This window comes from Pseudomonas sp. 910_23, assembly GCF_052850795.1.
The window spans coordinates 110311-134187 of record NZ_VXCZ01000004.1; the positions used below are offsets into that span (position 1 = coordinate 110311).

21 protein-coding genes are annotated in these 23877 nt (G+C 59.9%); 9 read left to right on the top strand and 12 right to left on the bottom strand.

Annotated features, from left to right (window positions below; all coding sequences use genetic code 11):
- Window positions 1-145: 145 nt before the first annotated feature.
- From FW800_RS06190 to FW800_RS06220, 7 genes are all read right to left on the bottom strand, one after another.
- On the bottom strand, window positions 146-1756 hold the full coding sequence (locus FW800_RS06190) for a flagellar hook-associated protein 3 (protein WP_446437226.1): 1611 nt from the start codon (window positions 1754-1756) through the stop codon (window positions 146-148).
- A 14-nt stretch (window positions 1757-1770) separates the two neighbouring features.
- Window positions 1771-3816 (bottom strand): flagellar hook-associated protein FlgK, encoded by a 2046-nt coding sequence (gene flgK / locus FW800_RS06195; protein WP_005790099.1) that lies wholly within the window; start codon window positions 3814-3816, stop codon window positions 1771-1773.
- Between the two features lie 10 nt (window positions 3817-3826).
- Window positions 3827-5092 carry a flagellar assembly peptidoglycan hydrolase FlgJ gene (gene flgJ / locus FW800_RS06200; RefSeq protein WP_032880054.1) on the bottom strand — a complete coding sequence of 422 codons (1266 nt, stop codon included), beginning with the start codon at window positions 5090-5092 and terminating at the stop codon, window positions 3827-3829.
- 4 nt (window positions 5093-5096) lie between these two features.
- Window positions 5097-6206: a flagellar basal body P-ring protein FlgI gene (locus FW800_RS06205; RefSeq protein WP_371920236.1), complete on the bottom strand. Its 1110-nt coding sequence runs from the start codon at window positions 6204-6206 to the stop codon at window positions 5097-5099.
- A 6-nt stretch (window positions 6207-6212) separates the two neighbouring features.
- Window positions 6213-6908: a flagellar basal body L-ring protein FlgH gene (gene flgH / locus FW800_RS06210; protein WP_005790104.1), complete on the bottom strand. Its 696-nt coding sequence runs from the start codon at window positions 6906-6908 to the stop codon at window positions 6213-6215.
- 53 nt (window positions 6909-6961) lie between these two features.
- Window positions 6962-7747, bottom strand: coding sequence for a flagellar basal-body rod protein FlgG (flgG, locus tag FW800_RS06215; protein WP_446437227.1), 786 nt, complete (start codon window positions 7745-7747; stop codon window positions 6962-6964).
- Window positions 7748-7809: 62 nt separating this feature from the next.
- The gene (locus FW800_RS06220) at window positions 7810-8550 is read right to left on the bottom strand and encodes a flagellar basal body rod protein FlgF (protein ID WP_032880052.1); all 741 of its coding nucleotides are present in this window, start codon (window positions 8548-8550) and stop codon (window positions 7810-7812) included.
- Between the two features lie 587 nt (window positions 8551-9137).
- On the opposite strand from FW800_RS06220, the gene FW800_RS06225 reads away from it, so the two are divergent.
- Complete coding sequence (locus tag FW800_RS06225) at window positions 9138-10115, top strand: hypothetical protein (protein WP_446437228.1); 978 nt, start codon at window positions 9138-9140, stop codon at window positions 10113-10115.
- Between the two features lie 66 nt (window positions 10116-10181).
- Here the strand turns inward: FW800_RS06225 and FW800_RS06230 are convergent, their stop codons facing one another.
- The gene (locus tag FW800_RS06230) at window positions 10182-11735 is read right to left on the bottom strand and encodes a sigma-54-dependent phenylalanine hydroxylase transcriptional regulator PhhR (protein ID WP_005790109.1); all 1554 of its coding nucleotides are present in this window, start codon (window positions 11733-11735) and stop codon (window positions 10182-10184) included.
- A gap of 257 nt (window positions 11736-11992) precedes the next feature.
- Between FW800_RS06230 and phhA the strand changes: the two genes are divergently transcribed.
- The 3 genes from phhA (at window position 11993) to FW800_RS06245 (ending at window position 14432) form a co-directional block, all read left to right on the top strand.
- Window positions 11993-12784: a phenylalanine 4-monooxygenase gene (gene phhA / locus FW800_RS06235; protein WP_446437229.1), complete on the top strand. Its 792-nt coding sequence runs from the start codon at window positions 11993-11995 to the stop codon at window positions 12782-12784.
- A gap of 98 nt (window positions 12785-12882) precedes the next feature.
- On the top strand, window positions 12883-13239 hold the full coding sequence (locus tag FW800_RS06240) for a 4a-hydroxytetrahydrobiopterin dehydratase (RefSeq protein WP_005790113.1): 357 nt from the start codon (window positions 12883-12885) through the stop codon (window positions 13237-13239).
- Window positions 13239-14432 (top strand): amino acid aminotransferase, encoded by a 1194-nt coding sequence (locus FW800_RS06245; protein WP_078821979.1) that lies wholly within the window; start codon window positions 13239-13241, stop codon window positions 14430-14432. Before FW800_RS06240 ends, FW800_RS06245 begins: the two co-directional genes overlap by 1 nt.
- A gap of 66 nt (window positions 14433-14498) precedes the next feature.
- Here FW800_RS06245 and FW800_RS06250 read toward each other — a convergent pair whose 3' ends face one another.
- A complete protein-coding gene (locus tag FW800_RS06250) occupies window positions 14499-15308 on the bottom strand; it encodes a UDP-2,3-diacylglucosamine diphosphatase (protein ID WP_005790116.1) in 810 nt (269 codons plus the stop codon).
- 137 nt (window positions 15309-15445) lie between these two features.
- Here FW800_RS06250 and FW800_RS06255 point away from each other — a divergent pair, with 137 nt between their 5' ends.
- The 3 genes from FW800_RS06255 (at window position 15446) to FW800_RS06265 (ending at window position 17591) form a co-directional block, all read left to right on the top strand.
- Window positions 15446-16195: an AraC family transcriptional regulator gene (locus FW800_RS06255; RefSeq protein ID WP_446437230.1), complete on the top strand. Its 750-nt coding sequence runs from the start codon at window positions 15446-15448 to the stop codon at window positions 16193-16195.
- A gap of 99 nt (window positions 16196-16294) precedes the next feature.
- The gene (locus FW800_RS06260; protein ID WP_032880046.1) at window positions 16295-17179 is read left to right on the top strand and encodes a DMT family transporter; all 885 of its coding nucleotides are present in this window, start codon (window positions 16295-16297) and stop codon (window positions 17177-17179) included.
- Between the two features lie 130 nt (window positions 17180-17309).
- The gene (locus tag FW800_RS06265) at window positions 17310-17591 is read left to right on the top strand and encodes a hypothetical protein (RefSeq protein WP_003193002.1); all 282 of its coding nucleotides are present in this window, start codon (window positions 17310-17312) and stop codon (window positions 17589-17591) included.
- A gap of 34 nt (window positions 17592-17625) precedes the next feature.
- Here FW800_RS06265 and FW800_RS06270 read toward each other — a convergent pair whose 3' ends face one another.
- Window positions 17626-17913: a SelT/SelW/SelH family protein gene (locus FW800_RS06270; protein WP_446437231.1), complete on the bottom strand. Its 288-nt coding sequence runs from the start codon at window positions 17911-17913 to the stop codon at window positions 17626-17628.
- An 84-nt stretch (window positions 17914-17997) separates the two neighbouring features.
- Here FW800_RS06270 and FW800_RS06275 point away from each other — a divergent pair, with 84 nt between their 5' ends.
- On the top strand, window positions 17998-20187 hold the full coding sequence (locus tag FW800_RS06275; RefSeq protein ID WP_005790125.1) for a patatin-like phospholipase family protein: 2190 nt from the start codon (window positions 17998-18000) through the stop codon (window positions 20185-20187).
- A gap of 128 nt (window positions 20188-20315) precedes the next feature.
- Here FW800_RS06275 and FW800_RS06280 read toward each other — a convergent pair whose 3' ends face one another.
- Together FW800_RS06280 and recQ are read right to left on the bottom strand one after the other, a co-directional pair.
- Window positions 20316-20750 (bottom strand): MarR family transcriptional regulator, encoded by a 435-nt coding sequence (locus FW800_RS06280; RefSeq protein WP_003193007.1) that lies wholly within the window; start codon window positions 20748-20750, stop codon window positions 20316-20318.
- A gap of 121 nt (window positions 20751-20871) precedes the next feature.
- The gene (recQ, locus tag FW800_RS06285) at window positions 20872-23001 is read right to left on the bottom strand and encodes a DNA helicase RecQ (protein WP_005790127.1); all 2130 of its coding nucleotides are present in this window, start codon (window positions 22999-23001) and stop codon (window positions 20872-20874) included.
- Window positions 23002-23276: 275 nt separating this feature from the next.
- On the opposite strand from recQ, the gene FW800_RS06290 reads away from it, so the two are divergent.
- Window positions 23277-23864 (top strand): UPF0149 family protein, encoded by a 588-nt coding sequence (locus FW800_RS06290; RefSeq protein ID WP_005790129.1) that lies wholly within the window; start codon window positions 23277-23279, stop codon window positions 23862-23864.
- Window positions 23865-23877: the final 13 nt, after the last annotated feature.

The window sequence follows — 23877 nt, forward strand, 5'->3', positions numbered from 1 at the left end:
TTTCACACGATACAGTGAAGATGCGCTTTATGACTCACAGGTCACTCAATTTTGCGTGGTTTATGCAAAACGTTTCAACAATTGCGCCACGGAAACGACGACGGCCCAGCCTGTTTCCAGGCTGGGCCGTCGTGCACAGCGCCGATCACATCTTGTTGAACAGGCTCAACTGCGAGATTTTCACAAAGGCCAACTGCGAAGCCTGCAACATGGTCTGCTGCAAGCTCAGGTTGATGGCGGCTTCGGCGAAGTCGACATTGCCCAGGGCATTCATGGTGGTGGTATTGGCCAGGTCCAGGCTGACGTTTTCCTTGGACTGAATATCCAGGCCATTGAGACGCGCACCCAGAGAACCACGCGCCTGGTCGATCTGACTGTAGGCATTGGTCAGGTTGCCAATGGACTTGGCCACCACATCCTTGAGCTCCTTCTGCGCCGCCGGGTTGCCGTCTGACGGCGTTTCCAGGATTTTGCGCAAATGGCTCAAGGTGTCGAGGACATTCTCGTTCTTGTTGCTGGTGGCACTGATCGAAAACTGGTCGCCGGCTGCCGGCGCCGGTGCGGTGGTGACATCGAAGGTCACGCCCGCCGCCGTGATTGACGTTGCACCAGCTGCCAGGGTGCCACTGGCAATGGATTTACTGTCTGCGGTATACGGCTGCGCATACAGATCATAGGCACCGGCCGCGCCAAACTTGACGACGACACCCGAGTTGGGAAAGGTGTTGGCGTATGCCGCCGGATCGCTCACCGTGCCGCCGCTCAGTTGCGCAGTGGACGGATTGCTCGGGGTGCGTGAAACACTGAAGGTGTCCGGCTTGACCGACAAGCTGAACTCGCGATCCTTGACGATGGCGTCCGATGGCGCGCCGGGCAGTATGTCTTTGCCCAATGCGTCCTTGCCCAGGTTCAAGCCGATGTCAAACTTGACCCCGCGCAGATTGATACTCGAACCGCCTTCCTTGGTGGCATCGAAAGTGCCGTTGCCCGGAATCTCCGAGGTGATGTCCTTGCCGGCATTGTCCGTTACGACATATTGGGTGCTGCTGGTGAAGGTCAGCTTGTACGGCTGGCCGTCGGAAAAACTGCTGTTATAGCTGGTGTTGGCCGCGATCAACCCGGCAGACACGGTGACCTTGCCATCATCGACCGCTGGCGGCACGAGGATCGGTGCTGTTTGCGTACGGCCCGTATTCGCCGAGCTTTCAAGCATGCTCTTGGCGGTATTGCCCATGGCGACCGACAGGTTCTCAGCCACCTTCAGGCTCAACGGCGTGTCATCGCCCTGGTAGCTATAGGTGCCGTCATTGTTGCGGGTGTAGGGAGGCGTGTCGGTCTTGCTCCCGGAGAACAGGTAATTACCGCTGGCGTCCTTGGTATTGAGCAGGCCCAGCACCTGATCTTCAATGGCGCCGATCTCGGCGGCAGTCGATTTGCGGTCAGCGTCGCTGATACCAACGTTACCCGCCTTCAACGCCAGCTCACTGGCCCGCTGAATCGCGATATTGATGTTTTCCAGCACGCCGTCCTGGGTGGTCAGCGAGTTCTTCAACGTGTCGATATTGCCGTTGAATTGCGCCAGCATATCTTTCTGCTGTTGCAGCATCAGCAACCGCGCCGCCGCTACCGGATCATCCGCGGCGGTTTGCACACGGACACCGGTGCTGGCCTGGTCCTGGGCCTTGACCACGCTGGAATAGTTGCTCTGGTACTTGGCAGAGCTGGTCTCGAAATACTGCTGTGTAGAAATACGCATCGTCCCAGCCTCCCTTAAAGAGCATTCATCAGTGTGGTGAAGGTTTCCTGCGCAGCCTTGATGATCTGCGACGACGCGGTGTAGTACTGCTGGAACTTGATCATGTCGCCGGCTTCGTCATCCAGGTTGACCCCGGACACCGAGTTGCGCGCATCTTTATTGGCGCTCAGCAACGCACCGGTGGCGGCGCTGTCGACCCCGGCCTGGCTGGCCTTGGCGCCGACAGTGGAGACCAGCTTGCTATTGGCCCCCACCAGGCTGGTGCCCCCGTTGCCCTCGCCCATGCCAACGGTGGCCTTGGTTTGCAGGTTCAGCAGTTCCTGGGCGTTTCGGCCATCGGATTTGCCGCCGCTGTTGAAGGCGAAGGTAGTGCTGTCGCCGTCTGCCGGGGAGCCATTGACGGTGGTGTCGAACTTGAAGCTCTTGCCGGGGATGGCTGCACCGCTGGCGTCGCGCATCGGTACGTCGACGGTGATCTTGTTGCCCTGCCCCGGGATGATTGAGCCAGTGCCAATCGGGTTGCCCTTGGAATCGCTGATCGTATACGACTGCGTGCCGTCAGCGGCGGGCTTGCCAAACACCATCTTCACCGGCATCGAGTTTTCAATACCGGCGCGCAACTGTGCGGTGTCGGTGCCGCCATGGATATCCAGCGGCACCGTCAACGACGGCTGGGTAAATGTGCCTGTGCCGCTGTTGGTCTTGCTGCTGGTACCCGCCAGCGGGCCGGCAAACGCCAGCTTGTTGGCATCGGTGAGCGCTACACCCATACCGCTTGCGCCGGTGGCGGTCGGGCTGACTTTGAAGCTGTCGCCAAACGCCATGGCGCCCTTGCCGTCCAGCGCCAGGGTAAAGCCATCCATGGTCGGCGGCGGTGTGGAGCCCATGTCAAAGGTGCCCATGGCCTTGCCGTCCGAACGCAGTACCGTGACCTTGTTGGGGTCGGTCTTGTCGCTGAAGGTCACGGTGTAGTCAAACGTGGACAACTTACTGCTGTCCTTGATCGTCACATTCAGGTTGCCGGCCCCGGCACTGTTGCCCGAGGCGCCCTGGCTGCGCGAAGCAATGGCGGCGGCACTGTTGATGTCTTTGAACAGCGAAACGCCAAAGTCACCATTGAGGTCCAGGCCTTGGCCCAGTTGGTTATTGATGGTGTCTGCGGTTGCGATGGCGATACGGCCCAGGTCGTTGATAGCCGGCATCAAGGCATCACTGCGATAACGCAACAGGCCACCGATGCTGCCGCCACTGATGACGCCGCCCAGGTCCATGGTGGTGCCGTTCATGTCCAGCTGAATGGTGTACTGGCTGTTATCGGTTTTGCTCGGCACTGCGGAAATCGTATTGGAGATCCCACCCTCCACCAGGGACTGGCCGCTGCCGGTGGTCACGCTGAACTGGCCGTTCTTCTCGGTGGCCGTTACGCCGATCAGCTCATTGAGCGAGCGTACCGCCTCGTTACGCGAGTCCAGCAGGTTGGCCGGTGCATTGCCCGACGCGCCTTGCACTTGGGAGATCTGCTTGTTGAGCGAGGCAATCGAGGCGGTCAATTGATTGACCTGCTCACTCATGCTGCTCAGTTGGTTGTTGATAGTCTCTTTCTGCTGGGTCAACTGCGTCGAGATCGCGTTGAAACGGCTGCTCAGGGTCTGGGCGTTGGTCACCAGCAGTTGGCGGGCCGACAGGTCGCTGGGGTTGGACGCTGCAGTTTGCAGGGTAGCGAAGAACGAGCTGAGCACCGATGACAGACCGGTGGTCTTGTCCGACAGCACTTTGTCGACGGCGCCGACCTGATCCAGATACGCCTTGGCATCGTTGTTCAGGGCCGTGCTGTTCTGGTAGGCAGTGTCCAGGTATTCGTTGTACACCCGGCGCACGTCGGCCAGGGTGGTACCGGTGCCGATGAACACACCGCCGAACGGGTTCGACGCGTTAGTATTCTGCGTGGTCTGCTGACGCGAGTACCCTGGGGTATTAACGTTGGCGATGTTATTACTCAAGACCGACAGCGATCCTTGAGCGGCGTTGAGCCCTGACATCCCGATACTGAGCAAACTCATGGTTCAGACCTTATAAATGTGTGGTTGCGCCAGCGGCAGCGTAGTTCTGGTAACTGTTCATGGTTTTAGCGATCTGCGAAATCTTGCTGGCGTAATCCGGGTCGGTTGCATAACCGGCTTTTTGCAACTCGCGTACAAACTGTTCCGGGTTGTCGGCTGATTTCACAACTTCTTTATAGCGATCATGGCTTTGCAGCAGGGTCACGAGGTCGTGGAAGCTGTCCTGGTAGGAGCTGTAGGAACGGAACTGCGCCGTTTCCTTGACCATCGCCCCATCGCGAAACTCGCTGGTGATCGCACGGGCCTGGCCGCCCTGCCAACTCTGGCCGGCCTTGATGCCGAACAGGTTGTGGCTGCTGCTGCCGTCTTCGGCACGCATGACCGATTTGCCCCAACCGGTTTCCAGCGCTGCCTGGGCCACCAGGTACTTGGGATCGATGCCAATCCGTGCGGCGGCGGCCTTGGCCATCGGCAGCATGGTGGCAACGAATTCGTCCTGGGAGCTGAAGGCTTTCTTCGCCGGTGCCAGCGGTGGCTGGGCAATGGCGCGGCCATACACCTGCATGCGCCCGCTCGGTACGGCAAAGGTGCGCGCACTGCTGTTGATGACGTTGTCATCGGCGGCACTGTTGCGCAACGGCGCGGCCTTGGCCTCGACCTGGGTACTGGGCACGATGCCGGCAAGCAAACGGTCAGTCAGCTTGCTGGGCAAGGCGATACGGCGCTGGTTCATCAGCTCCATGTCGTTGCTGTGAGACGCAACGGCCCCGGCCTGCGGCTCGGCCACACGATAGGCCCACAATGGACGCTGGCCATTGGAGCGCCCCAACGGGCCCTCAGCCTGGGTACCGGCAGCAATCTCGGTCGGCACATCGACTTTCCTCACCGGCCCATCCGCTGCCGGGCCTTGCAAGGTGGCGGCCTGGGCCTCCACAGGTTTGTTCTTTTGCATCTGACGCATCAGCACGTCGGCCAGGCCGATACCACCGCCCTCGCGGGACATCGACACCGCCAGTTGCTGGTCGTACATTTCCTGATACTGCTTGGCCGCCGGGGTATTCAGCGGGTTGTCCTTGCCCAGAGCGTCGGTGGCCGAGCGCATGGACTTGAGCATTTCGTTCAAGAACAGCGACTCGAACTCCTGCGCCACCTTGCGCATGTTGCCTTCGCTGTTCTTGTCATCACCGACCTTCAGCTGGTTAAGCCGATTCAGGTCGGAGTAAGACCCCGAGTCCGCCGTGCTGCTGATGCCGCTCTTGCGCATATCCATGGCCATGGCCTCAGATCACGATCAGGTCGGCTTGCAGGGCGCCGGCCTGTTTCAAAGCTTCGAGGATAGCCATCAAGTCGCCGGGCGCTGCGCCCACCTGGTTCACCGCACGGACAATCTCATCCAGGGTGGTGCCGGGGCCGAACTTGAACATCGGCTTGGCTTCTTGCTGGGCATTGACCCGCGAGCGCGGGACCACGGCGGTCTGGCCGTTGGACAGCGGGCCCGGCTGGCTGACAATCGGGTCTTCGGTGATGGTCACCGTCAGGCTGCCGTGGGTCACCGCTGCCGGCGAGACCTTGACGTTCTGACCGATCACGATAGTGCCGGTACGCGAGTTGATGATGACTTTTGCCACCGCCTGGCCAGGGTCGACCTCCAGGTTTTCCAGGATCGACAGGTAGTCCACACGCTGGCTGGGGTCCAGTGGCGCGGTGACGCGAATCGAACCCCCGTCGATGGCCTGGGCCACACCTGGGCCGAGCATGTCGTTGATCTTGTCGACCACGCGCTTGGCAGTGGTGAAGTCGGAGCGGTTGAGGTTCAGGGTCAGGCTGTTGCCCTGGTTGAAACCGCTCGGCACGGTGCGTTCAACCGTCGCGCCACCGGGAATGCGCCCGGCCGACGGTACGTTGACAGTGATCTTCGAACCATCGCGGCCTTCAGCGTCAAACCCGCCGACCACCAGGTTGCCCTGAGCAATGGCGTAGACGTTGCCGTCGATACCTTTGAGCGGCGTCATCAGCAAGGTGCCGCCACGCAGGCTTTTGGAGTTGCCCATGGACGAAACGGTAATGTCCACCACCTGGCCCGGCTTGGCAAATGGCGGCAAATCGGCACTGATCGACACCGCGGCAACGTTCTTCAATTGCACGTTACCCGAGCCTGGCGGCACCTTGATACCGAACTGGGACAGCATGTTGTTGAAGGTCTGCAGGGTGAACGGCGTCTGGGTGGTCTGGTCACCCGTGCCATTGAGCCCCACCACCAGGCCATAGCCGATCAACTGGTTGGAGCGCACGCCGGAAATACTGGCGATATCTTTGAGCCGCTCGGCCTGCGCCACAGTGCTCAAGGCCAGCAAGAGCGCCGTCGCCATCAGCTGTTTGAAATTCAAAATGGCCACCTAGAAAGGGAACAGCGGGCTAAGGAAGAAACGATCGAACCAGCCCGGCTGGCTTGCATCAGCAAACGAACCCGTCCCCGAGTAGGTGATGCGCGCATCGGCAATGCGCGTCGACGGCACGGTGTTGTCGGTGGAAATATCATCGGCGCGGACCATCCCGGCAATGCGCACCAGCTCGTCGCCGGTGTTGAGGGTCATCCACTTCTCACCGCGTATGGCAATGATGCCGTTGGGCAATACGTCGGCCACGGTCACGGTGATCGAGCCGGTCAGGCTGTTGCCCTGCCCCGCCGCACTCTTGCCGTTGGTGGCACGGTCGCCGCTGTAGCCGGCGTCCAGGCTCAGGTCACCACCGCCCAGCGGGTTGTTGGTGTTCAGGCCACCGCCGAACAGCGACGTCAGGCCGATGCTGGTCTTGCTGTTCTTGCCGATCTGCGAGTTGGCGTTCTTGCTGGCCTGGGTCTTCTCGTTGAGGGTGATGGTGATGATGTCACCGACCCGGAAGGCCTTGCGGTCGCTGTACAGGTTCTGTTCGAAACCAGCCTGGTAGATCGAGCCGTTATTGGCCGCCGCCGGCAGCGGCGTGCGTGGCAACACCGGCGCGTAGTACGGGTCATTGGGCTTTGGCGTTGGGGCAACACAGCCCGCGAGCACGGCGATCCCACTCAATGCCAAAACGGAAACATAGCGATTCATGACCCTTACCTCATGGTGTTGCAGGCGCCGTCAAGAGCGCCCCATAAACGTGATTACAGATTCTGCGTGACGAACGAGAGCATCTGGTCGGCGGTGGAAATCACCTTGGAGTTCATCTCGTAGGCGCGCTGGGTGGTGATCATGTTGACCATCTCCTCAACGGTGCTGACGTTGGAGGTTTCCAGGGTGCTTTGCAGCGTGGTGCCAAACCCGTTCAGGCCCGGGATGCCGATTTGCGGCGCGCCGCTGGAGGCAGTTTCCAGGAACAGGTTATTGCCCATCGCCTGCAAGCCGGCCGGGTTGATGAAGTCGGCTGTTTGCAGGTTGCCGATCACTTGCGACGCCGGGTTGCCGGCCACAGTGATAGACACGGTGCCGTCGTTGCCCACGGTAAAGGTCTTGGCATCCGCCGGAACCACCACGGCCGGTTCCAGGGCGAAACCGTTGGCGGTGACGATCTGGCCGTTGGAATCCAGGTGGAAAGTACCGTCGCGGGTGTAGGAGGTAGTCCCATCCGGTTGCAGGATCTGGAAGAAGCCACGGCCATTGATGGCCATGTCCAGCGGCTGGCCGGTTTGCTGCAGGTTACCGGCGCTGAAGTTTTTCTGGGTGCCGACGATCTGCACACCAGTACCCAATTGCAGGCCCGACGGCAATTCGCTGTCCTGGGTCGATTGGGCACCTGGCTGCTTCTTGATCTGATAGAGCAGGTCCTGGAACTCGGCGCGATCACGTTTGAAGCCCGTGGTCGACACGTTCGCCAGGTTGTTGGAAATGGTCGTCAGGTTGGTGTCCTGGGCGGACAGGCCTGTCTTGGCAACCCATAGAGCCGGAAGCATGCTGTTCTCCTTCGTGCGCCGGGTGGTGGGCGCTACGTTGCAAATTAGTTAATGGGCTTGAATCAGCTCATCTGCATGACGCGCGTCATGGCCTGGTCGTCTTCTTTAGCGCTGTTCATCATCTTGATGTGCAGCTCGAACTGCTTGGAAAGCGCCAGCACCGCGGTCATTTCTTCCACGGCATTGACGTTGCTCGCCTGCAGGAAGCCCGAAGTCAGCTTGACGTTCGCATCGGCCTGGGCTGGCTGGCCATCCTTGGTGTGGATGGTGCCGTCCAGGCCCTTGGTCATGTTCTTGAGATCGGGTTGGACCATTTTGATCCGGTCTACTTCCGCCATCACCCGCGGGCCTTCGCCCATGGCGCGGATGCTGATGGTGCCGTCGGCACCGACTTCGATTTTCTGCTGGGGCGGCACGGCAATCGGGCCACCGTTACCCATGATCGGCATACCATTGCCGGCACGCAGCACCCCCAGCGCATCCACGTTCATGCTCGCGCTGCGCACGTAGGCTTCGCCGCCATCGGGGGTTTGCACGGCCATCCAGCCGTCGCCGCTGACGGCCACATCCAGGTCGCGACCGGTTTCGATCATCGCGCCTGGGGAGAAGTCAGTGGCCGGCCGCTCAGTCATGGCAAATGCCCGCGCCGGAAAGCTGTCACCGAACACCGGCATCGAACGCGCCTGCTCCAGGTCGCGCTGGAAACCGTTGGTGGAAATGTTCGCCAGGTTGTTGGCATGGGCCTTCTGCGCCAGTGCATTCTGGCTGGCGCCGGTCATTGCCACATAAAGGTACTTGTCCACGCTCTTTCCTCTTTCTGACGGACGCTTGCCGCCCACCGCTGTACTGAGGAGGCTTAAGCAATTTGCGAACCAACCTTTAAAAAAAACGAAGGAGCCCCCTGAATACGGGGGGTTGAGGGCTTGAGCGTCGAGCAGACCCACTCTCAAGAGTCGAAAAAACGGCGGACTTATGCCGCTTGCGGCAAGACCTGACGCCCGAGGCCCTCCCCATGCCTGAATTACGCCGGTGCGTCGCCATTTCAGCTTCCTGGGCCGCTCTTATCGAGGGAAATGTTGCGATGGGTTATTAATACACACGCGGTGACTACCAGACTTATTATTTCAAATTCACGTACAGCGAGTGAAACCCATCTTTATCAGGCGCTTGAGCATTTAGTTAATACATGTTTTTACGCTTGCTTTCTCGGACATCTCACAACACTTACACCAAATTAAAACGTCTCGACACACGCTTACAATTACTAAACAACGACAACTTGAACACACCCTACTGCCTGCGTAAATTCTGTCCATCGCAACATCACCACCCCGAGTATTTAAAGTTGCGTGTTTGCGACACACCTATCACTAACTACAGGATCAGTATCATGTCCACTATTTCACAAGTACCCACCCTGCCTTTCAGTGTTCCCTACTTCCCTACAAGAGCGGGTGGCAGACTGGACCATGATGTATACCGACCTAACTACCCATCGGCCGCGCCCCATTATCACGCGTGCACCCACGAGCACAGGGCCGATGTTTCAGACTATCGTCCTGACCGATACTTTCCAGAGATGCACCGTGCCAGGGACTATTACCCCGACCGACGCATCTCGGACATGCAACCAGACTGGGACTATCGCCCTGGCCGGGATTTGCCGCAAATGCGTCGCGACTGGGACTACCTTCCCGAGCGGCGCGTACCAGACATGCGCCGTGACTGGAACTACCCTACTGACAGGTATGCTGATCAGCGGCCAAGTTATCTTGTCTCTCCAAGGCTCGCAGACGAATTCGCACCAATAAATCAACACTGGAACCCGGCCGTAAAGGCGCTGGATAAACTTATCGACACACTGCCACAGGCCATGATCCGTATGGACATGGATATCACCACCAAGGATCTGCTTGGCGGCAAATATGGGCCACTCTCCCCCAGTATTACCAAGGAACTGGGGAAACTGGATGAACATAGGGACTACCGGATGGTGACTCAGTTTAACGGACACGCATTGACCTACCTCTGGGCACCCGTCGACGGTGGCAGGCCTGTATTTATTGAACAGCCAGAAAACGGCTATATGACGCCAACGAGCGGTACGGATTTATTAAAGCTGTTGAATTCGAATTCCGAAGCCCAACAATTCAAGGATTACGGCGTAACTGCCAAGGACCTGAAAAACGGCAAGTACGGAAAACTCTCTCCCGAGATTCAAAAAAGTTTGAGCAACTTGGAACATGACAAGAACTACAGCCTGATTGAGCTCTTTAAAATTGACAACGAAAACACAACGCTGGCCTGGAGGGACAAAAGTACAGGCAAGATTGAAGAAATAGGCCAGTACAACATTGTCTACGGCTGACACACTGGGCAGTTGTCAGATCGGACACTGCGTTCACAAGACGCAGTGTCCAGCATCGCGATACCCTTACTTGATCACCTTATAGTCGCGCAACTTATTCGCAATGGTGGTGTGCGATACACCCAAGCGCTTACCCAGTTGCCGGCTGCTTGGGTGCTCGGCGTACAGGCTTTCCAACACGGCCTTTTCGAACCGCCCCACGATATCCTCCAAACCGCCTTCCAACGAAAAATCCCCAAGCGGCTGACGCACGCCGTAATCCGGCAGACGAATATGCTCGACCTTGACCGTGCCGCCCTCACACAACGATACCGCCTGAAACAACACGTTTTCCAACTGCCGCACATTGCCTGGCCAGTGGTAGTGGCTAAGACGCTCCATGGCAGCGGGCGCCAACTTGGGCAGCGGGCAACCGATCTGCCGACTGGCTTGGTCAAGAAAATGCTCGACCAAGGGCGCCAGGCCGTCCAGGCATTCACGCAAGGGTGGAATGTGCAGCGACAGCACGTTCAGTCGGTGATAGAGATCCTGGCGAAACTCACCCCGGGCGCAGAGTTCCGACAAGTCCACCTGGGTCGCACAGATCACCCGCACATCCAGATACACCTCTTCATCACTGCCGACCCGACGGAAACACCCATCCTGCAAGAAACGCAGCAATTTCACCTGCAATCTCGCGCTCATTTCGCCAACGCCATCAAGAAACAAGGTACCGCCCGCCGTCAACTCCAGCAGCCCGAGCTTGCCCTCCGCTCGCGCCCCCTCAAAAGCACCGGGGCCGTAGCCGAATAGTTCAGTCTCGGCCATCGACTCGGGCAGCCCCGCGCAATTGAGGGCCATCAAAGGCGACTGCCCTCGCGGGCTGGCCAGGTGACACGCACGGGCCAGCAGTTCTTTGCCGGTGCCGGTTTCGCCTTCTATTAATAGCGGCGCATCCAGCGGTGCCATGCGCCGTGCTTCGCGGACCACCGCAGCCATCACCTTGGAGCTTTGAAAGATGCTGTCAAAGCCGCGCAGCTCTTGCTTGCGCACGTTGTAGATGCGCTCACCCACACGGTCAGCGCGATGCAAGGTCAGCACGGCACCGGCCATGGCCTCACTGTCGTCATGCTCGCTGGATTGCAGTGGGGCGATATCCGCCAAAAACACGTCACCTTTGACCTTGACCCGCAAGCCGTTGATCCGCGATTTGCTGGCACGCACCAGTTCCGGCAAATCGAAGTCCTCGGCATAGCGCGACAGTGGAATACCCGGCACCTCATCCACCCGCACACCGAGTAACTGTGCCGCTGCGCGATTGGCAGCGACGATAGAACCGCCCATGTCGATGGACAGCACCGGAAATTCAAGGGCGCCGAGCAGCGCATTGAGTTCCATATGCCGCCGCTCGCTCGGCATCAGCCCCACCCTTTTGACGCCGAATACGCCGGCAATCGCCTCGAACTGCGGGCGCAATGCCTGGAATTGCATGTTCACCAGGTTCGGGCAAAACAGGTAGATGGCATTGCCATGCTCACCGCCGACCTCGCCCTTGGCGACGTTGACGCCGTACTCCACCAACAGGTTGAGGATGTCTCGCAGGATGCCGATGCGGTTCTGGCAGTGCACTTTGATACGCATGGAAAGGCTCGAAAAGTAGGGAGGCACCGCGTCTTTTTGCCGCTGGGCGCAGATAGTCGTCAAGATTATGTGACAGCGCGTCACCTTTTCACAGCCCAAGACACAGATAAGGCCTACACCCGTAACGAATACTTTACGAAAACGGGTAGTTTTTCCTACGCACCCAGGCAAGACCGCGATGGAATCCGGCGCTGTTCGGGTTATCAATAGGTGCATCGCAGGACATAACAAGAACGAATGCCTAGCAGGAGAGCCGTATGAAGCAGACGCACTACGTGGCCCGCGAGCCCGATGCGCAAGGTTTTATCCATTACCCGCCAGAAGAACACGTGGTATGGAACACGCTGATCACTCGCCAACTCAAAGTGATCGAAGGCCGTGCGTGCCAGGAATACCTGGACGGCATCGACAAGCTCGGCCTGCCGTTGGATCGCATCCCCCAGTTGGGCGAAATCAACAAGGTGCTGGCCGAAACCACCGGCTGGCAAGTCGCGCGTGTACCCGCACTGATTCCCTTCCAGACCTTTTTTGAATTGCTCGCCAGCAAGCAATTTCCGGTGGCGACCTTTATTCGTACCCGTGAAGAGCTGGACTACCTGCAAGAACCGGATATTTTCCACGAGATATTTGGCCACTGCCCGCTGCTGACCAACCCCTGGTTCGCCGAATTCACCCACACCTACGGCAAGCTCGGCCTGGCGGCCACCAAGGAGCAACGGGTGTACCTGGCGCGCCTGTACTGGATGACCATCGAGTTCGGCCTGGTGGACACGCCCCAAGGGCGCCGCATCTACGGTGGCGGCATTCTGTCTTCGCCTAAAGAAAGCGTGTATTGCTTGTCGGATGAGCCCGAGCACCAAGCCTTCGATCCGCTGGAAGCGATGCGCACTCCTTATCGTATCGACATCCTGCAACCGCTGTACTTCGTATTGCCCGAACTCAAGCGCCTGTTCGACGTGGCGCAGGAAGACATCATGGGCATGGTCGAGCGCGGTATGGAATTGGGCTTGCACGCACCGAAATTCCCGCCAAAGCCCAAGGCTGCTTGAGCTGTGCCTTTTTAGGCCAGGTGAGTCTGTTCCCTGGCCGCGCGTTGCTTTAGGGTAACGCCACTGACCTTCAAACATTCGAATTCAGGACACCTCCCATGACCACCTTGAACCAAGCCCACTGCGAAGCCTGCCGCGCCGATGCCCCGCAAGTCAGCGATGAAGAACTGCCGGTGCTGCTCAAGCAGATCCCTGACTGGAACATCGAAGTGCGCGACGGCGTCATGCAGCTGGAAAAGGTCTTCCTGTTCAAGAACTTCAAGTTCGCCCTGGCCTTCACCAACGCCATGGGTGAAATCTCCGAAGCCGAAGGCCATCACCCTGGCCTGCTCACCGAATGGGGCAAAGTCACCGTGACCTGGTGGAGCCACTCCATCAAGGGCCTGCACCGCAACGACTTCATCATGGCTGCGCGCACCGACGAAGTGGCCAAGACTGCCGAGGGCCGCAAGTAATGCACTTCGATGCGATTGGCCGCGTACCCGGTGACCCGATCCTCGGGCTGATGGACCTGTATGCCCAGGATGCCAACCCGAACAAGTTCGACCTGGGCGTGGGCGTGTATAAGGACGACCAGGGCCTGACGCCGATTCCCCACTCGGTGAAGCTGGCGGAACAGCGCCTGGTTGATACCCAGGTGACCAAGACCTACATCGGTGGTCATGGTGACGCGGCTTTCGGCACCCTGATCAGTGAGCTGGTGCTCGGTGCCGATTCGGCCTTGTTGCGCGAACGCCGCGCCGGCGCCACCCAGACCCCAGGCGGTACCGGCGCCCTGCGCCTGAGCGCTGACTTTATCGCCCAGAGCCTGCCTGGCCGTGGCGTGTGGTTGAGCAACCCGACCTGGCCGATCCACGAGACCATTTTTGCCAAGGCCGGGCTTAAGGTCAGTCACTACCCTTACGTAGGCAGCGACAATCGCCTGGATGTGGCGGCGATGCTTGCGACCCTGTCCACGGTACCCAAGGGTGACGTGGTGCTGCTGCATGCCTGCTGCCATAACCCGACCGGCTTCGACCTGACCCAGGATGACTGGCGCCAGGTGTTGCAGATTGTGCGGGAACGCCAGTTGCTGCCGCTGATTGACTTTGCTTACCAGGGCTTTGGTGATGGCCTGGAGCAGGACGCGTGGGCGGTGCGCCTGTTTGCAGCCGAGTTGCCGGAAGTGCTGGTCACCAGTTCCTGCTCGAAGAACTTCGGTCTGTATCGCGACCGGGTCGGCGCACTGATCGTGTGTGCTGCGGATGCCGAAAAGCTCACCGATGTGCGCAGCCAACTGGCGAATATCGCCCGCAACCTGTGGTCGACGCCGCCGGATCATGGCGCTGCCGTGGTGGCGACCATCCTCGGTGATACCGAGCTGAAAAAACTGTGGAGCGAGGAAGTCGAGGCCATGCGCTCGCGGATCGCGCACTTGCGCTCCGGGTTGGTGGAAGCCTTGAAGCCCCATGGCTTGGCCGAGAAGTTTGCCCATATCGGCGCGCAGCGCGGGATGTTTTCCTATACCGGTTTGAGTGCCGAGCAGGTCAAGCAACTGCGCGAGGAGCACAGCGTGTATATGGTCAGTTCAGGCCGGGCCAACGTGGCCGGGGTGGATGCGACACGTTTGACGCTGCTGGCCCAAGCTATCGCCGACGTTTCCAACTGAAAACTGCGGGATCAAAAATGTGGGAGGGGGCTTGCCCCCTCCCACATTTTTACCGAGGCGAGGCTTTTAGCCAGTGACCATTTCAGCCTTGAGCTGCGCCTCCCTGGCCTGGACGTCCGCCAACCGATACAACTCGATATGCCCATCCCAGTGCTCGATCAGCGCGGTGCACGATTCCACCCAATCCCCGCAATTGAGGTAATCCACCTCGCCCACTTTGCGAATCTCGGCATGGTGGATATGCCCGCACACCACCCCATGCAGTTCGCGCCTGGTGACTTCGTGGGCAATCGCTTCTTCGAAATCGCTGATAAAGCTCACGGCGGTTTTCACCTTGTGTTTCAGGTACGCCGACAGCGACCAGTAGCCATAACCGTAGCGCGCGCGCCAATGGTTGAGCCAGCGGTTAAGCGTGAGGGTGAATTCGTAGGCCGAGTCGCCGAGGAACGCCAGCCAACGGTGATAACGGGTGATCACATCGAACTGGTCGCCATGGATCACCAATAGATGCCGACCGTCGGCGGTCACATGCACTGCCTCATCGACCAACTGGATATTGCCCAGGATCAGCTTGGAATAGCGTCGTAAAAATTCATCATGGTTGCCAGTGACGTAGATCACCTCGGTGCCGCGCTTGGCCATGGTCAGCAGTCGACGGATCACATTGGTGTGGGCCTGGGGCCAATACATGCCGCCACGCATTTTCCAACCATCGATAATATCGCCCACCAGGTAGACCTTGTCGGCGTGGTAGCCCTTGAGAAACTGCGACAAGTGCTCGGCCTGGCAATCCCGGGTGCCTAGATGCACGTCGGAAATCCACAGGGTTCGCACCCGTTGTTTGCGGCTGGGCTTGGTGAACTCGGCATGGGTCATGGGCATCCCTCGACGCTGTTTTCGCGAGCTTGCGCCTTGGCGATTAATAGCCCATGACAGCTGCGCGTCAGTCTGATGACAGCGCTAAATGCCCGCAAAGCGTTGTAGACTGGCGCCTTGCCGCCCTGGAGATTGCGATGAGCCCGACCCTCACGCTACGCCACTACCTCGAAGCCCCCATCGCTCACAGCCATGATCATGCGCAGTTGGTGTTCGGCCTGTCCGGGCACCTGGAGCTGGAAGTCGATGGCCGTGGCAGCCAAGTGCGCGAGAGCAGTGTGATGGTGCTGCCCTTCTCCACTCACCATGCCTGTGGCAGCCGCGATGGCAGCCGCTGCCTGGTGCTGGATGTGCCGACCGAGCATTGGGTGGTGCAATCCCTGGGCGAGCATGCCGATGCCAGTCGCCGCTTGCTGGGGCAACCGGCGCGACTGACGCTGGATCCGCGGCAAAGCCAACTGGTGCAGTGGCTGGCGCACAGCCCGGTGGACGACCCGCTGATCGTCCAGCAAGGTGCGGTGCTGTTACTGGCCAGCCTCAATCATCCCCAGGCTAAATCGCAGCCTGGCCGGCGCCTGCCTTATGCAGCGTTCAATGCCCATATCCAGCGCCATGCTGCGCGCCCGTTGCAGGTGGCCGACCTGGCGCGCATCGCCGGGCTTTCCGTGGCGCGCCTGCATGCACGCTTCATGGCCGAATGCGGGCAAACGCCGATGGATTATCTTCGCAGTCGTCGCTTGCACATGGCGCTGGGGCTTTTGCGCGGCACACCGCTTGCCATTGGTGAGGTTGCCGAGCGCGTCGGCTACGCCTCGCAAAGCGCATTCAGTGCCGCCATGTTGCGCGAGTTTGGCGCCACGCCCAGCGCCCTGCGTCGGGCCGACTGACAAGAGCCCCACGCTAAAAATCGCGAGGCCGGCGACAGACGCCCGCAAACCATGCCTCTAGACTGCGAGGCTGTTACCCCCGTTGCTTCAAGGATCGCAATGACTCCCCGTTCAGCCCTCGGCGCCCTGCATATCGGCGCATTGATGTTTGGCCTCACCGGCGTATTCGGCAAGCTGGCGGCGGCCTCCCCTGCCATCATCGTGTTTGGTCGCGCCGCGTTTGCTGTGCTCGCCCTGGCGGTGTTTGCCCGCTTTGCCAGCAACGCGCCCTGGAAGACACTGGAGATGCGCGACTGGCGCCGCCTGCTGGTCAGCGGTGTGTTGCTGGCCGCGCATTGGGTGACGTTCTTTATTGCCGTCAAAGTCGCCGGCGTGGCCGTGGCGACCCTGGGGTTTACCGCCTTTCCGGCCTTTACCGTGATCCTTGAAGGGTTGATCTTCCGCGAGCGCATTCGCGCCAATGAAGTGCTGCTAGTGGCCCTGGTCACCGTTGGCCTGGTGCTGGTGACCCCGGATTTCAACCTCGCCAGCGAGGCCACCAGCGGCCTACTGTGGGGGATCGCCTCGGGGCTGTTGTTCTCGTTGTTATCGCTGAACAATCGCGCCAGCTCCGGGCGCATTCCTGCGGTACAGGCCGCGCTGTGCCAGAACGTGGTGGTCGCGGCCTGCCTGCTGCCGGTGGCCGCACCAGGGCTGGCGGATGTACGTGGGATTGACTGGCTGTGGATCGGGTTGCTGGGAGTGTTTTGTACTGGTCTTGCCCATAGCCTGTTTGTCGCCAGCCTTGCCGTGATCAAGGCGCGCACCGCCTCGGTGGTGTTTGCCATGGAACCTGTCTACGGCATCACCGTGGCCTGGCTGTTGTTTGCCGAAACCCCGACCTTGCGCATGTTGCTGGGCGGCGCCTTGATCATCCTCGCCATCGTGCTTTCCGGCCTGATGGGCAGCGCCAGCCAGGCCAAACAACCGGCAACCACAGCCTGATCTATACTTTAAACGTCCGCAACAGTCTGTAGTCGTTCAACGGATAAAGACTCCTCGACGACAGCCATGGTGCTTTCTGAAGTTGCTGCAAGCGAGTGGTCACCCCTCAATGCGATGCAGGAGTTTCATCATGGAAATGCTCATCAGCTTGCTGGTCCAGATCATCAGCGGTGCCGTCGGTGGCAACATCGCCGGCATGACCAAACAGAGCCTGGGGACAGGGCTCAATACCTTTCTCGGCGGAGTCGGCGGCTTGGTGCTGGGCCAGATTGTCGCCGCACTCACGGGCACCACCAGCGGCGAAGCGCTGGATGTTGCCGCGATCGGCAGCAATATTGTCGGCGGTGGCGTCGGTGGGTTGGTATTGACGTGGGCCGTCGGTTTTATCAAACAAAAGCTCGCTGCCAAGTAGCGGTAGGGTCACCGCCCCTCTGTGGCGGTGACTTTCATTGCGTACGATCGTTATGGCCCAGATCGCGCTGCGGGTCCATCTGGTCGCGTACCCGCTGTTTTAGTACCTTGGCCTCGGGAAAGCCGCCGTCGGCTTTGCGTTCCCAGATCTGCACGCCATCACAGGTGATGCGAAAGGCGCCACCGGTGGCCGGCTCCAGCGCCACGCTCCCCAGGTCATCGGCAAATGTACTGAGCAACTCCTGGGCCAGCCACGCGGCGCGCAGCAACCACTGGCACTGGGTGCAATAAGTGATAACGATCTCGGGTTTGCTTGCAGACATAATTTAAGCGGCTCCTGACATGACGGGCCCAGCGAATCGAGTGGCTATAATAGCGGCCTTTATCGCCCAGCCTCGAGATTGATGATGCGCCGCCTGCTGTCTTGCCTGTTCCTGTGCCTAGTCCCCCTGCTTGCCGAAGCCTTGGAAGCACCCCGCCCTAAAATCGGCCTGGTGTTGTCCGGTGGTGCCGCCCGTGGCCTGGCGCATATCGGTGTGCTCAAAGCCCTTGAGGAACAGGGCATCCATATTGATGCGATTGCCGGCACCAGCATGGGTGCGGTAATTGGCGGGCTGTACGCATCGGGCTACAAGATCGACGAACTGGAGAAGCTGGCGCTGGGCATCGACTGGCAACAGGCCCTGTCGGACGCCCCACCACGCGAAGACGTACCGTTTCGGCGCAAACAGGACGACCGGGATTTCCTGGTCAAGCAGAAACTCAGTTTCCGCGACGACGGCAGCCTCGGCCTGCCACTGGGTGTGATCCAGGGCCAGAACCTGGCGCTGCTGCTGGAAAGCATGTTTGCCCACAGCAGCAACACGCGTAACTTCGACAAGCTGCCGATCCCGTTCCGCGCAGTGGCCACCGACATTACCACCGGCGAAAAAGTCGTGTTCAGCAAGGGCCACCTGCCCCAGGTGATACGCGCCAGCATGTCGATCCCCGCCGTGTTCGCCCCGGTGGAACTGGACGGCCGCCTGCTGGTGGACGGCGGTATGACCGACAACATCCCGTTGGATGTGGCGCGGGAGATGGGCGTCGATATTGCCATCGTGGTCGACATCGGCACCCCGCTGCGCTCGCGCAAGCAATTGGCGACCGTGGTGGACGTGCTCAACCAGTCCATCACCCTGATGACCCGGCGCAATTCCGAGGAGCAACTCAAGGCTCTGAACCCCAAGGATGTGCTGATCCAACCGCCTCTGGCCGCCTATGGCGTGACCGACTTCGGCCGCGCCAAAGACATGATCGACGCCGGTTACCGCGCCACCCGCGCTCTCGATGTGCGCCTGGCGAACCTGCGTCCGGTCGAGCCCATCGACGCGCAACTGGTGGCTGCACGCACGCCGGGCGAGCGCACCCCGGTGATCACCGCTATCAAGGTGGAGAACGACTCCAAAGTCAGCGACGACGTGATCCGCTATTACATCCGTCAGGGGCTGGGAGAACCGCTGAACCTGGGGCGCCTGCAATCGGACATGGGCACACTGTACGGCCTGGATTACTTCGAGCAGGTGCAATACCGCGTGGTCAAAAAGGGCCAGGACAACACCCTGGTGATCAGCGCGCGGGGCAAGCGCAGCGGCACCGACTACCTGCGCCTGGGCTTGAACCTGTCGGATGACATGCGTGGCGACAGCGCTTTCAACCTTGGTGCCAGCTATCGAGTGAACGGCATCAACCGCCTCGGCGCGGAGTGGCTGACGCGGGTGCAGATCGGTGATCGACAGGAGCTGTACAGCGAGTTCTACCAACCGATGGACACCGGGTCGCGCTACTTCGTCGCGCCTTACATCAGAGCCGAGGCGCAGAACGTTGAGCTGATCCTGGACAACGACCCCATCTCCGAATATCGCCTGGAACGCTATGGCTTTGGCTTGAACGTAGGACGCCAGATCGGCAACAGCGGCGAGATCCGCTTCGGCGTAGGTGAGGCGTGGGGCAAGGCGGACGTGCGTATCGGCGAGCGCGACCTGCCGAGCGTGAGTTTCAGCGAAGGGTTCTATGAGCTTAAATATTCCTTCGACTCCCTCGACAACGTCTACTTCCCGCACAGCGGCGAAGACATAGGCCTGGCCTTTCGCGAATTCGAACCCGGACTGGGTTCGGACCAGCGCTACCGTCAATGGGAGTTCAAACTGGACAAGGCCATGAGCCATGGCCCGGACACTCTGATACTCGGCGGTCGCTATGGACGCACGCTGGATAATTCCGATGTGGTGATCTCCAGCTTCCTGCTGGGTGGGGCGCGGCAATTGTCGGGCTTTCGCCAGGATGCGATTTCGGGCCAGAACGTCAGCCTGATGCGCGCGGTGTACTTCCGCCGGCTGACCCCACGCTCGTACCTGCCACTGGACTTCCCGTTGTACCTGGGTGCCTCACTGGAACGGGGCCGGGCGTGGAACAACGACAACGAATTCGACAGCGGGTATATCAATGCCGCGAGTATTTTCCTGGGGTTTGATACGCCACTTGGGCCGCTGAATTTCAGCTATGGGTTCAATGATGATAATCAGAAGGCTGTGTACTTGAATCTCGGCCAGACCTTCTGACACAGCACAGAACTAATGTGGGAGGGGGCTTGCTCCCGATGGCGGGGTATCAGTCAACAATTCTGTAGCTGGCCCACCGCAATCGGGAGCAAGCCCCCTCCCACATTTGGTTCTCGGCGAATTGGGAGTCAGGACTTTTCCAGGTTCGCCAGAATGTGCTCGTGCACACGCATGCACACGCGCAGATCCTCTTCATTCACCCCAACGAACAGCTCATGGCGCAAGGCCGTGGCGATGGTCTCGATCTGGTCGATCAGCGGTTGAGCGGTATCACACAACAAAATGCGTTTGGCGCGGCGGTCTTCCACCACGGCCTGGCGTTGCACCAGGCCCTGGCCTTCCAGGCTGTCGAGCAGGCGCGCCAGGGTCGGCCCTTCGACGCCGACACTTTGTGCCAGTTCACGTTGGGTAGGTGCTTCGACAAAACGGGCCAGATGCAGCAGCACCAGCCAGCGCGCCTGGGACAACCCTAGCCCCGCCAAACGACGGTCCAGCTCAGCGCGCCAACCTCGGGACATTTGCGCCAACTGCATGCCAAAACGGTGTTGATCGGTTAACGGCATAAAAAACTCATGTTTAAGACTGAAAATAAAGTGTGGCTAATTATTAGTCAGCTAAGCATGAGCCATGCCAGTAGGCAAGGCCCGGTATGTACTGATTCGTTACATTGTCGTAATTGCCACACTAAATTTCGAATTCCGACTGCAAAGCGGCACGCACGCAGTACAAAACACCCTCGGGAACACGCCCGGTGAACAACGGAGCGATCTCCACTACAGGTGGCAATTCGCCTTCTCCGTCGAGGAAGGCATCCTGGATTTCGCCGAGTAAATCCTCAGGCAAATCAAGGGCCTGCTCCAGCGACAACTGTTGCTTGCCAATGGCTTCGGCGAGCAGGGTATACACATTTTTTTCCGAGCATTGCAGTTGGCCGGCGATCTGGATCGGGGTCATGCCAGCGCGGGCCAGGCTGATCAGTTCGTGGCGAATATCGGCGATTTCCTTCGGCGCTTCTGCCTGGCCGCCGAGCACTTCGAGGAAGGCCTGGCCGTAACGCTCCAGCTTGCGCGCACCCACACCACTGACCCGAGCCATCTCGGCCATGGTGGTGGGTTGCTCGCGGAGCATTTCCAGCAAGGTGGAGTCGGGGAAGATAACGTAGGGCGGCACGCTGTGTTCCTGCGCCAATTTGCGCCGCAGGGTACGCAACGCCTCCCACTGCTCGCGCTCCTCGCCCCGCACCAACTGGCTGGCCTGGCTGGTACTGCTGCTTTTGGCGCTGGCCTGCGGCTTGAGGTCGCGGCGCAGTTCCAGGCTGACTTCACCCTTGAGCAACGGCCGGCAACTGTCGTTCAGGCGCAGCCCGCCATAGCCTTCGATATCAATGTCGACGAGGCCACGGGCAACCATCTGGCGAAACAGCGAACGCCATTCGCCCTCGGCACGGGCCTTGCCGACGCCATAGACCGACAGTTTTTCGTGGCCGAAGCTGCGCACTTTTTCATTGTCCTTGCCGAGCAACACATCCACCAGATGGCCCACGCCATAGCGCTGGCCAGTGCGATAGATCGTCGACAACGCCTGGCGCGCAGGCTCGGTAGCGTCCCAGGTTTGCACGCCGTCGATGCAGTTGTCGCAGTGGCCGCAGGGTTGCGGCATGTCTTCGTCGAAATACGCCAGCAGCGTCTGACGGCGGCAGCGGGTTTCTTCGCACAACGAAAGCATGGCGTCGAGCTTGTGCTGCTCCAGACGCTTGTGACGCTCGTCACCTTCGGAGTTCTGCAGCATCTGCTTGAGCATCACCACGTCCTGCAGGCCGTAGACCATCCAGGCATCCGCCGGCAGGCCATCTCGGCCGGCACGACCGGTTTCCTGGTAATAGGCCTCAAGGGACTTGGGCAGGTCCATGTGCGCCACGAAACGCACGTTGGATTTGTCGATACCCATGCCGAAGGCGATGGTCGCCACCATGATCAGGCCTTCCTCGTTGAGAAAGCGTTTCTGGTGCGCAGAGCGCGTTTCATTGGGCAGGCCGGCGTGGTAAGGCAGCGCCGGGTAGCCTTGCTCGCACAGGAACGCAGCGACTTCATCGACCTTCTTGCGTGACAGGCAGTAGACAATACCCGCATCGCTGCGCCGCTCGGACAGGAACGCGAGCAACTGCTTGCGTGGCTGCTCCTTGGGTACGATGCGATAGAAGATATTCGGTCGGTCAAAGCTGGACAGGAAGCGCTCGGCATTCTGCAAATGCAGGCGCTCGACGATCTCTTCACGGGTACGTTTGTCGGCGGTGGCGGTCAGGGCGATGCGCGGCACGTCGGGGAACAGCTCCGCCAATTGACCAAGCTGCAGGTATTCGCGGCGGAAATCGTGGCCCCACTGCGATACACAGTGGGCTTCGTCGATGGCGAACAGGGCGATTTCCAGGCTCTGCAAAAAGGCCAACATGCGTGGCTGCACCAGACGCTCCGGCGCCAGGTACAACATCTTCACTTCACCGCGCTTGATTCGTGCGGCCAGGTCGCGCTGCTGCTCGGCGCTGAGAGTGGAGTTCAGGGAAGCGGCGGCGACGCCCAGCTCTTCGAGGGTGGCAACCTGATCGTCCATCAACGCGATCAGCGGCGACACCACCACCGCCAGGCCGTTGCGCAACAGCGCAGGTACCTGGAAGCACAGCGACTTGCCGCCACCGGTAGGCATCAGCACCAGGGCATCGCCGCCGCTGGCCACACGCTCAATGATCGCACCCTGGCGGCCACGAAAACTGTCGTAGCCGAAGATGTCCTTGAGGACGCGTTGAGCCTGCTCGAGCATGTAAAACTCCAAAATGGTGCCGAAATCCCTCTGTACAGGCTGGCCGAAAAAATACGCTTTCACGGAAAATAATCCGTAAGCGAAGTTTTCCCGGATTGGCGCTAAGCCTGCAGGGGCATCACAAAACGCGGCAGTATACCCGAGCGTCATCGGCCAAAGGGCGCGACTGACGAATAGACGCCCGCTCTAAAACCGGGCAAATATGCCGTGCGGCTGGCCTGGGCGCTCAAGAAAGCCTAGAATTCAGCATCGTTTATTCCCAAGGTAGCCCTTCAATGTCCTTCGCTGAGCAACTAACCCGCCTGCAAGCCTTCCTCGACGCCGATGAGCTGCATGACGAGGCGCTGGACTACGTGGCCGCCCACGGCTACCTGACCGCCCTGTCGATCTGCTCCGAAACCGTCCCCGACCGTGAATGGATCGACGCGCTGTTCGCTGAAGAGCCTCATTACAGCGACGCCGCCCAGCGCGAAGAAATCGAATCCACCCTGATCGCCCTCAAGGCCCACATTGCGCGCCAACTGGCCTCCGACGAAGAGTTCGAGCTGCCATGCGACCTCGACCTGGGCGACGACCCGGACGACTCCGACCTGCGCGGCTGGTGCATCGGTTTCATGGAAGGCGTGTTCCTGCGTGAAGCCGCCTGGTTCGAAACCGCCGAAGAAGAAGTCAGCGAAATGCTCCTGCCGATCATGGTTGGTTCGGGCCTGTTCGAAGAAGAAGCAGAGTTCTCCGACATCGCCGCCGATGCCAACCTGATGGACGACATGATCGTGCAGATCCCGGAAGCCCTGACCGCGCTGTACCTGCTGTGCAACGCGCCTGACGAAAAACCGGCGATCCTCAAGCCACGTCACCACTGAGTCGCTTGCCCGT

Excerpts from the sequence above, each read along its gene's own strand:
- phhA (WP_446437229.1), top strand. The coding sequence starts at position 11,993 with ATGAAGCAGACGCACTACGTGGCCCGCGAGCCCGATGCGCAAGGTTTT.
- FW800_RS06290 (WP_005790129.1), top strand. The coding sequence starts at position 23,277 with ATGTCCTTCGCTGAGCAACTAACCCGCCTGCAAGCCTTCCTCGACGCC.
- FW800_RS06190 (WP_446437226.1), bottom strand. The coding sequence starts at position 1,756 with ATGCGTATTTCTACACAGCAGTATTTCGAGACCAGCTCTGCCAAGTAC.
- flgG (WP_446437227.1), bottom strand. The coding sequence starts at position 7,747 with ATGCTTCCGGCTCTATGGGTTGCCAAGACAGGCCTGTCCGCCCAGGAC.
- FW800_RS06260 (WP_032880046.1), top strand. The coding sequence starts at position 16,295 with ATGACTCCCCGTTCAGCCCTCGGCGCCCTGCATATCGGCGCATTGATG.
- FW800_RS06255 (WP_446437230.1), top strand. The coding sequence starts at position 15,446 with ATGAGCCCGACCCTCACGCTACGCCACTACCTCGAAGCCCCCATCGCT.
- flgH (WP_005790104.1), bottom strand. The coding sequence starts at position 6,908 with ATGAATCGCTATGTTTCCGTTTTGGCATTGAGTGGGATCGCCGTGCTC.
- FW800_RS06245 (WP_078821979.1), top strand. The coding sequence starts at position 13,239 with ATGCACTTCGATGCGATTGGCCGCGTACCCGGTGACCCGATCCTCGGG.
- flgJ (WP_032880054.1), bottom strand. The coding sequence starts at position 5,092 with ATGGCCATGGATATGCGCAAGAGCGGCATCAGCAGCACGGCGGACTCG.
- FW800_RS06275 (WP_005790125.1), top strand. The coding sequence starts at position 17,998 with ATGCGCCGCCTGCTGTCTTGCCTGTTCCTGTGCCTAGTCCCCCTGCTT.
- FW800_RS06265 (WP_003193002.1), top strand. The coding sequence starts at position 17,310 with ATGGAAATGCTCATCAGCTTGCTGGTCCAGATCATCAGCGGTGCCGTC.
- FW800_RS06250 (WP_005790116.1), bottom strand. The coding sequence starts at position 15,308 with ATGACCCATGCCGAGTTCACCAAGCCCAGCCGCAAACAACGGGTGCGA.
- flgK (WP_005790099.1), bottom strand. The coding sequence starts at position 3,816 with ATGAGTTTGCTCAGTATCGGGATGTCAGGGCTCAACGCCGCTCAAGGA.
- FW800_RS06240 (WP_005790113.1), top strand. The coding sequence starts at position 12,883 with ATGACCACCTTGAACCAAGCCCACTGCGAAGCCTGCCGCGCCGATGCC.
- FW800_RS06270 (WP_446437231.1), bottom strand. The coding sequence starts at position 17,913 with ATGTCTGCAAGCAAACCCGAGATCGTTATCACTTATTGCACCCAGTGC.
- FW800_RS06225 (WP_446437228.1), top strand. The coding sequence starts at position 9,138 with ATGTCCACTATTTCACAAGTACCCACCCTGCCTTTCAGTGTTCCCTAC.
- FW800_RS06230 (WP_005790109.1), bottom strand. The coding sequence starts at position 11,735 with ATGCGTATCAAAGTGCACTGCCAGAACCGCATCGGCATCCTGCGAGAC.
- FW800_RS06280 (WP_003193007.1), bottom strand. The coding sequence starts at position 20,750 with ATGCCGTTAACCGATCAACACCGTTTTGGCATGCAGTTGGCGCAAATG.
- recQ (WP_005790127.1), bottom strand. The coding sequence starts at position 23,001 with ATGCTCGAGCAGGCTCAACGCGTCCTCAAGGACATCTTCGGCTACGAC.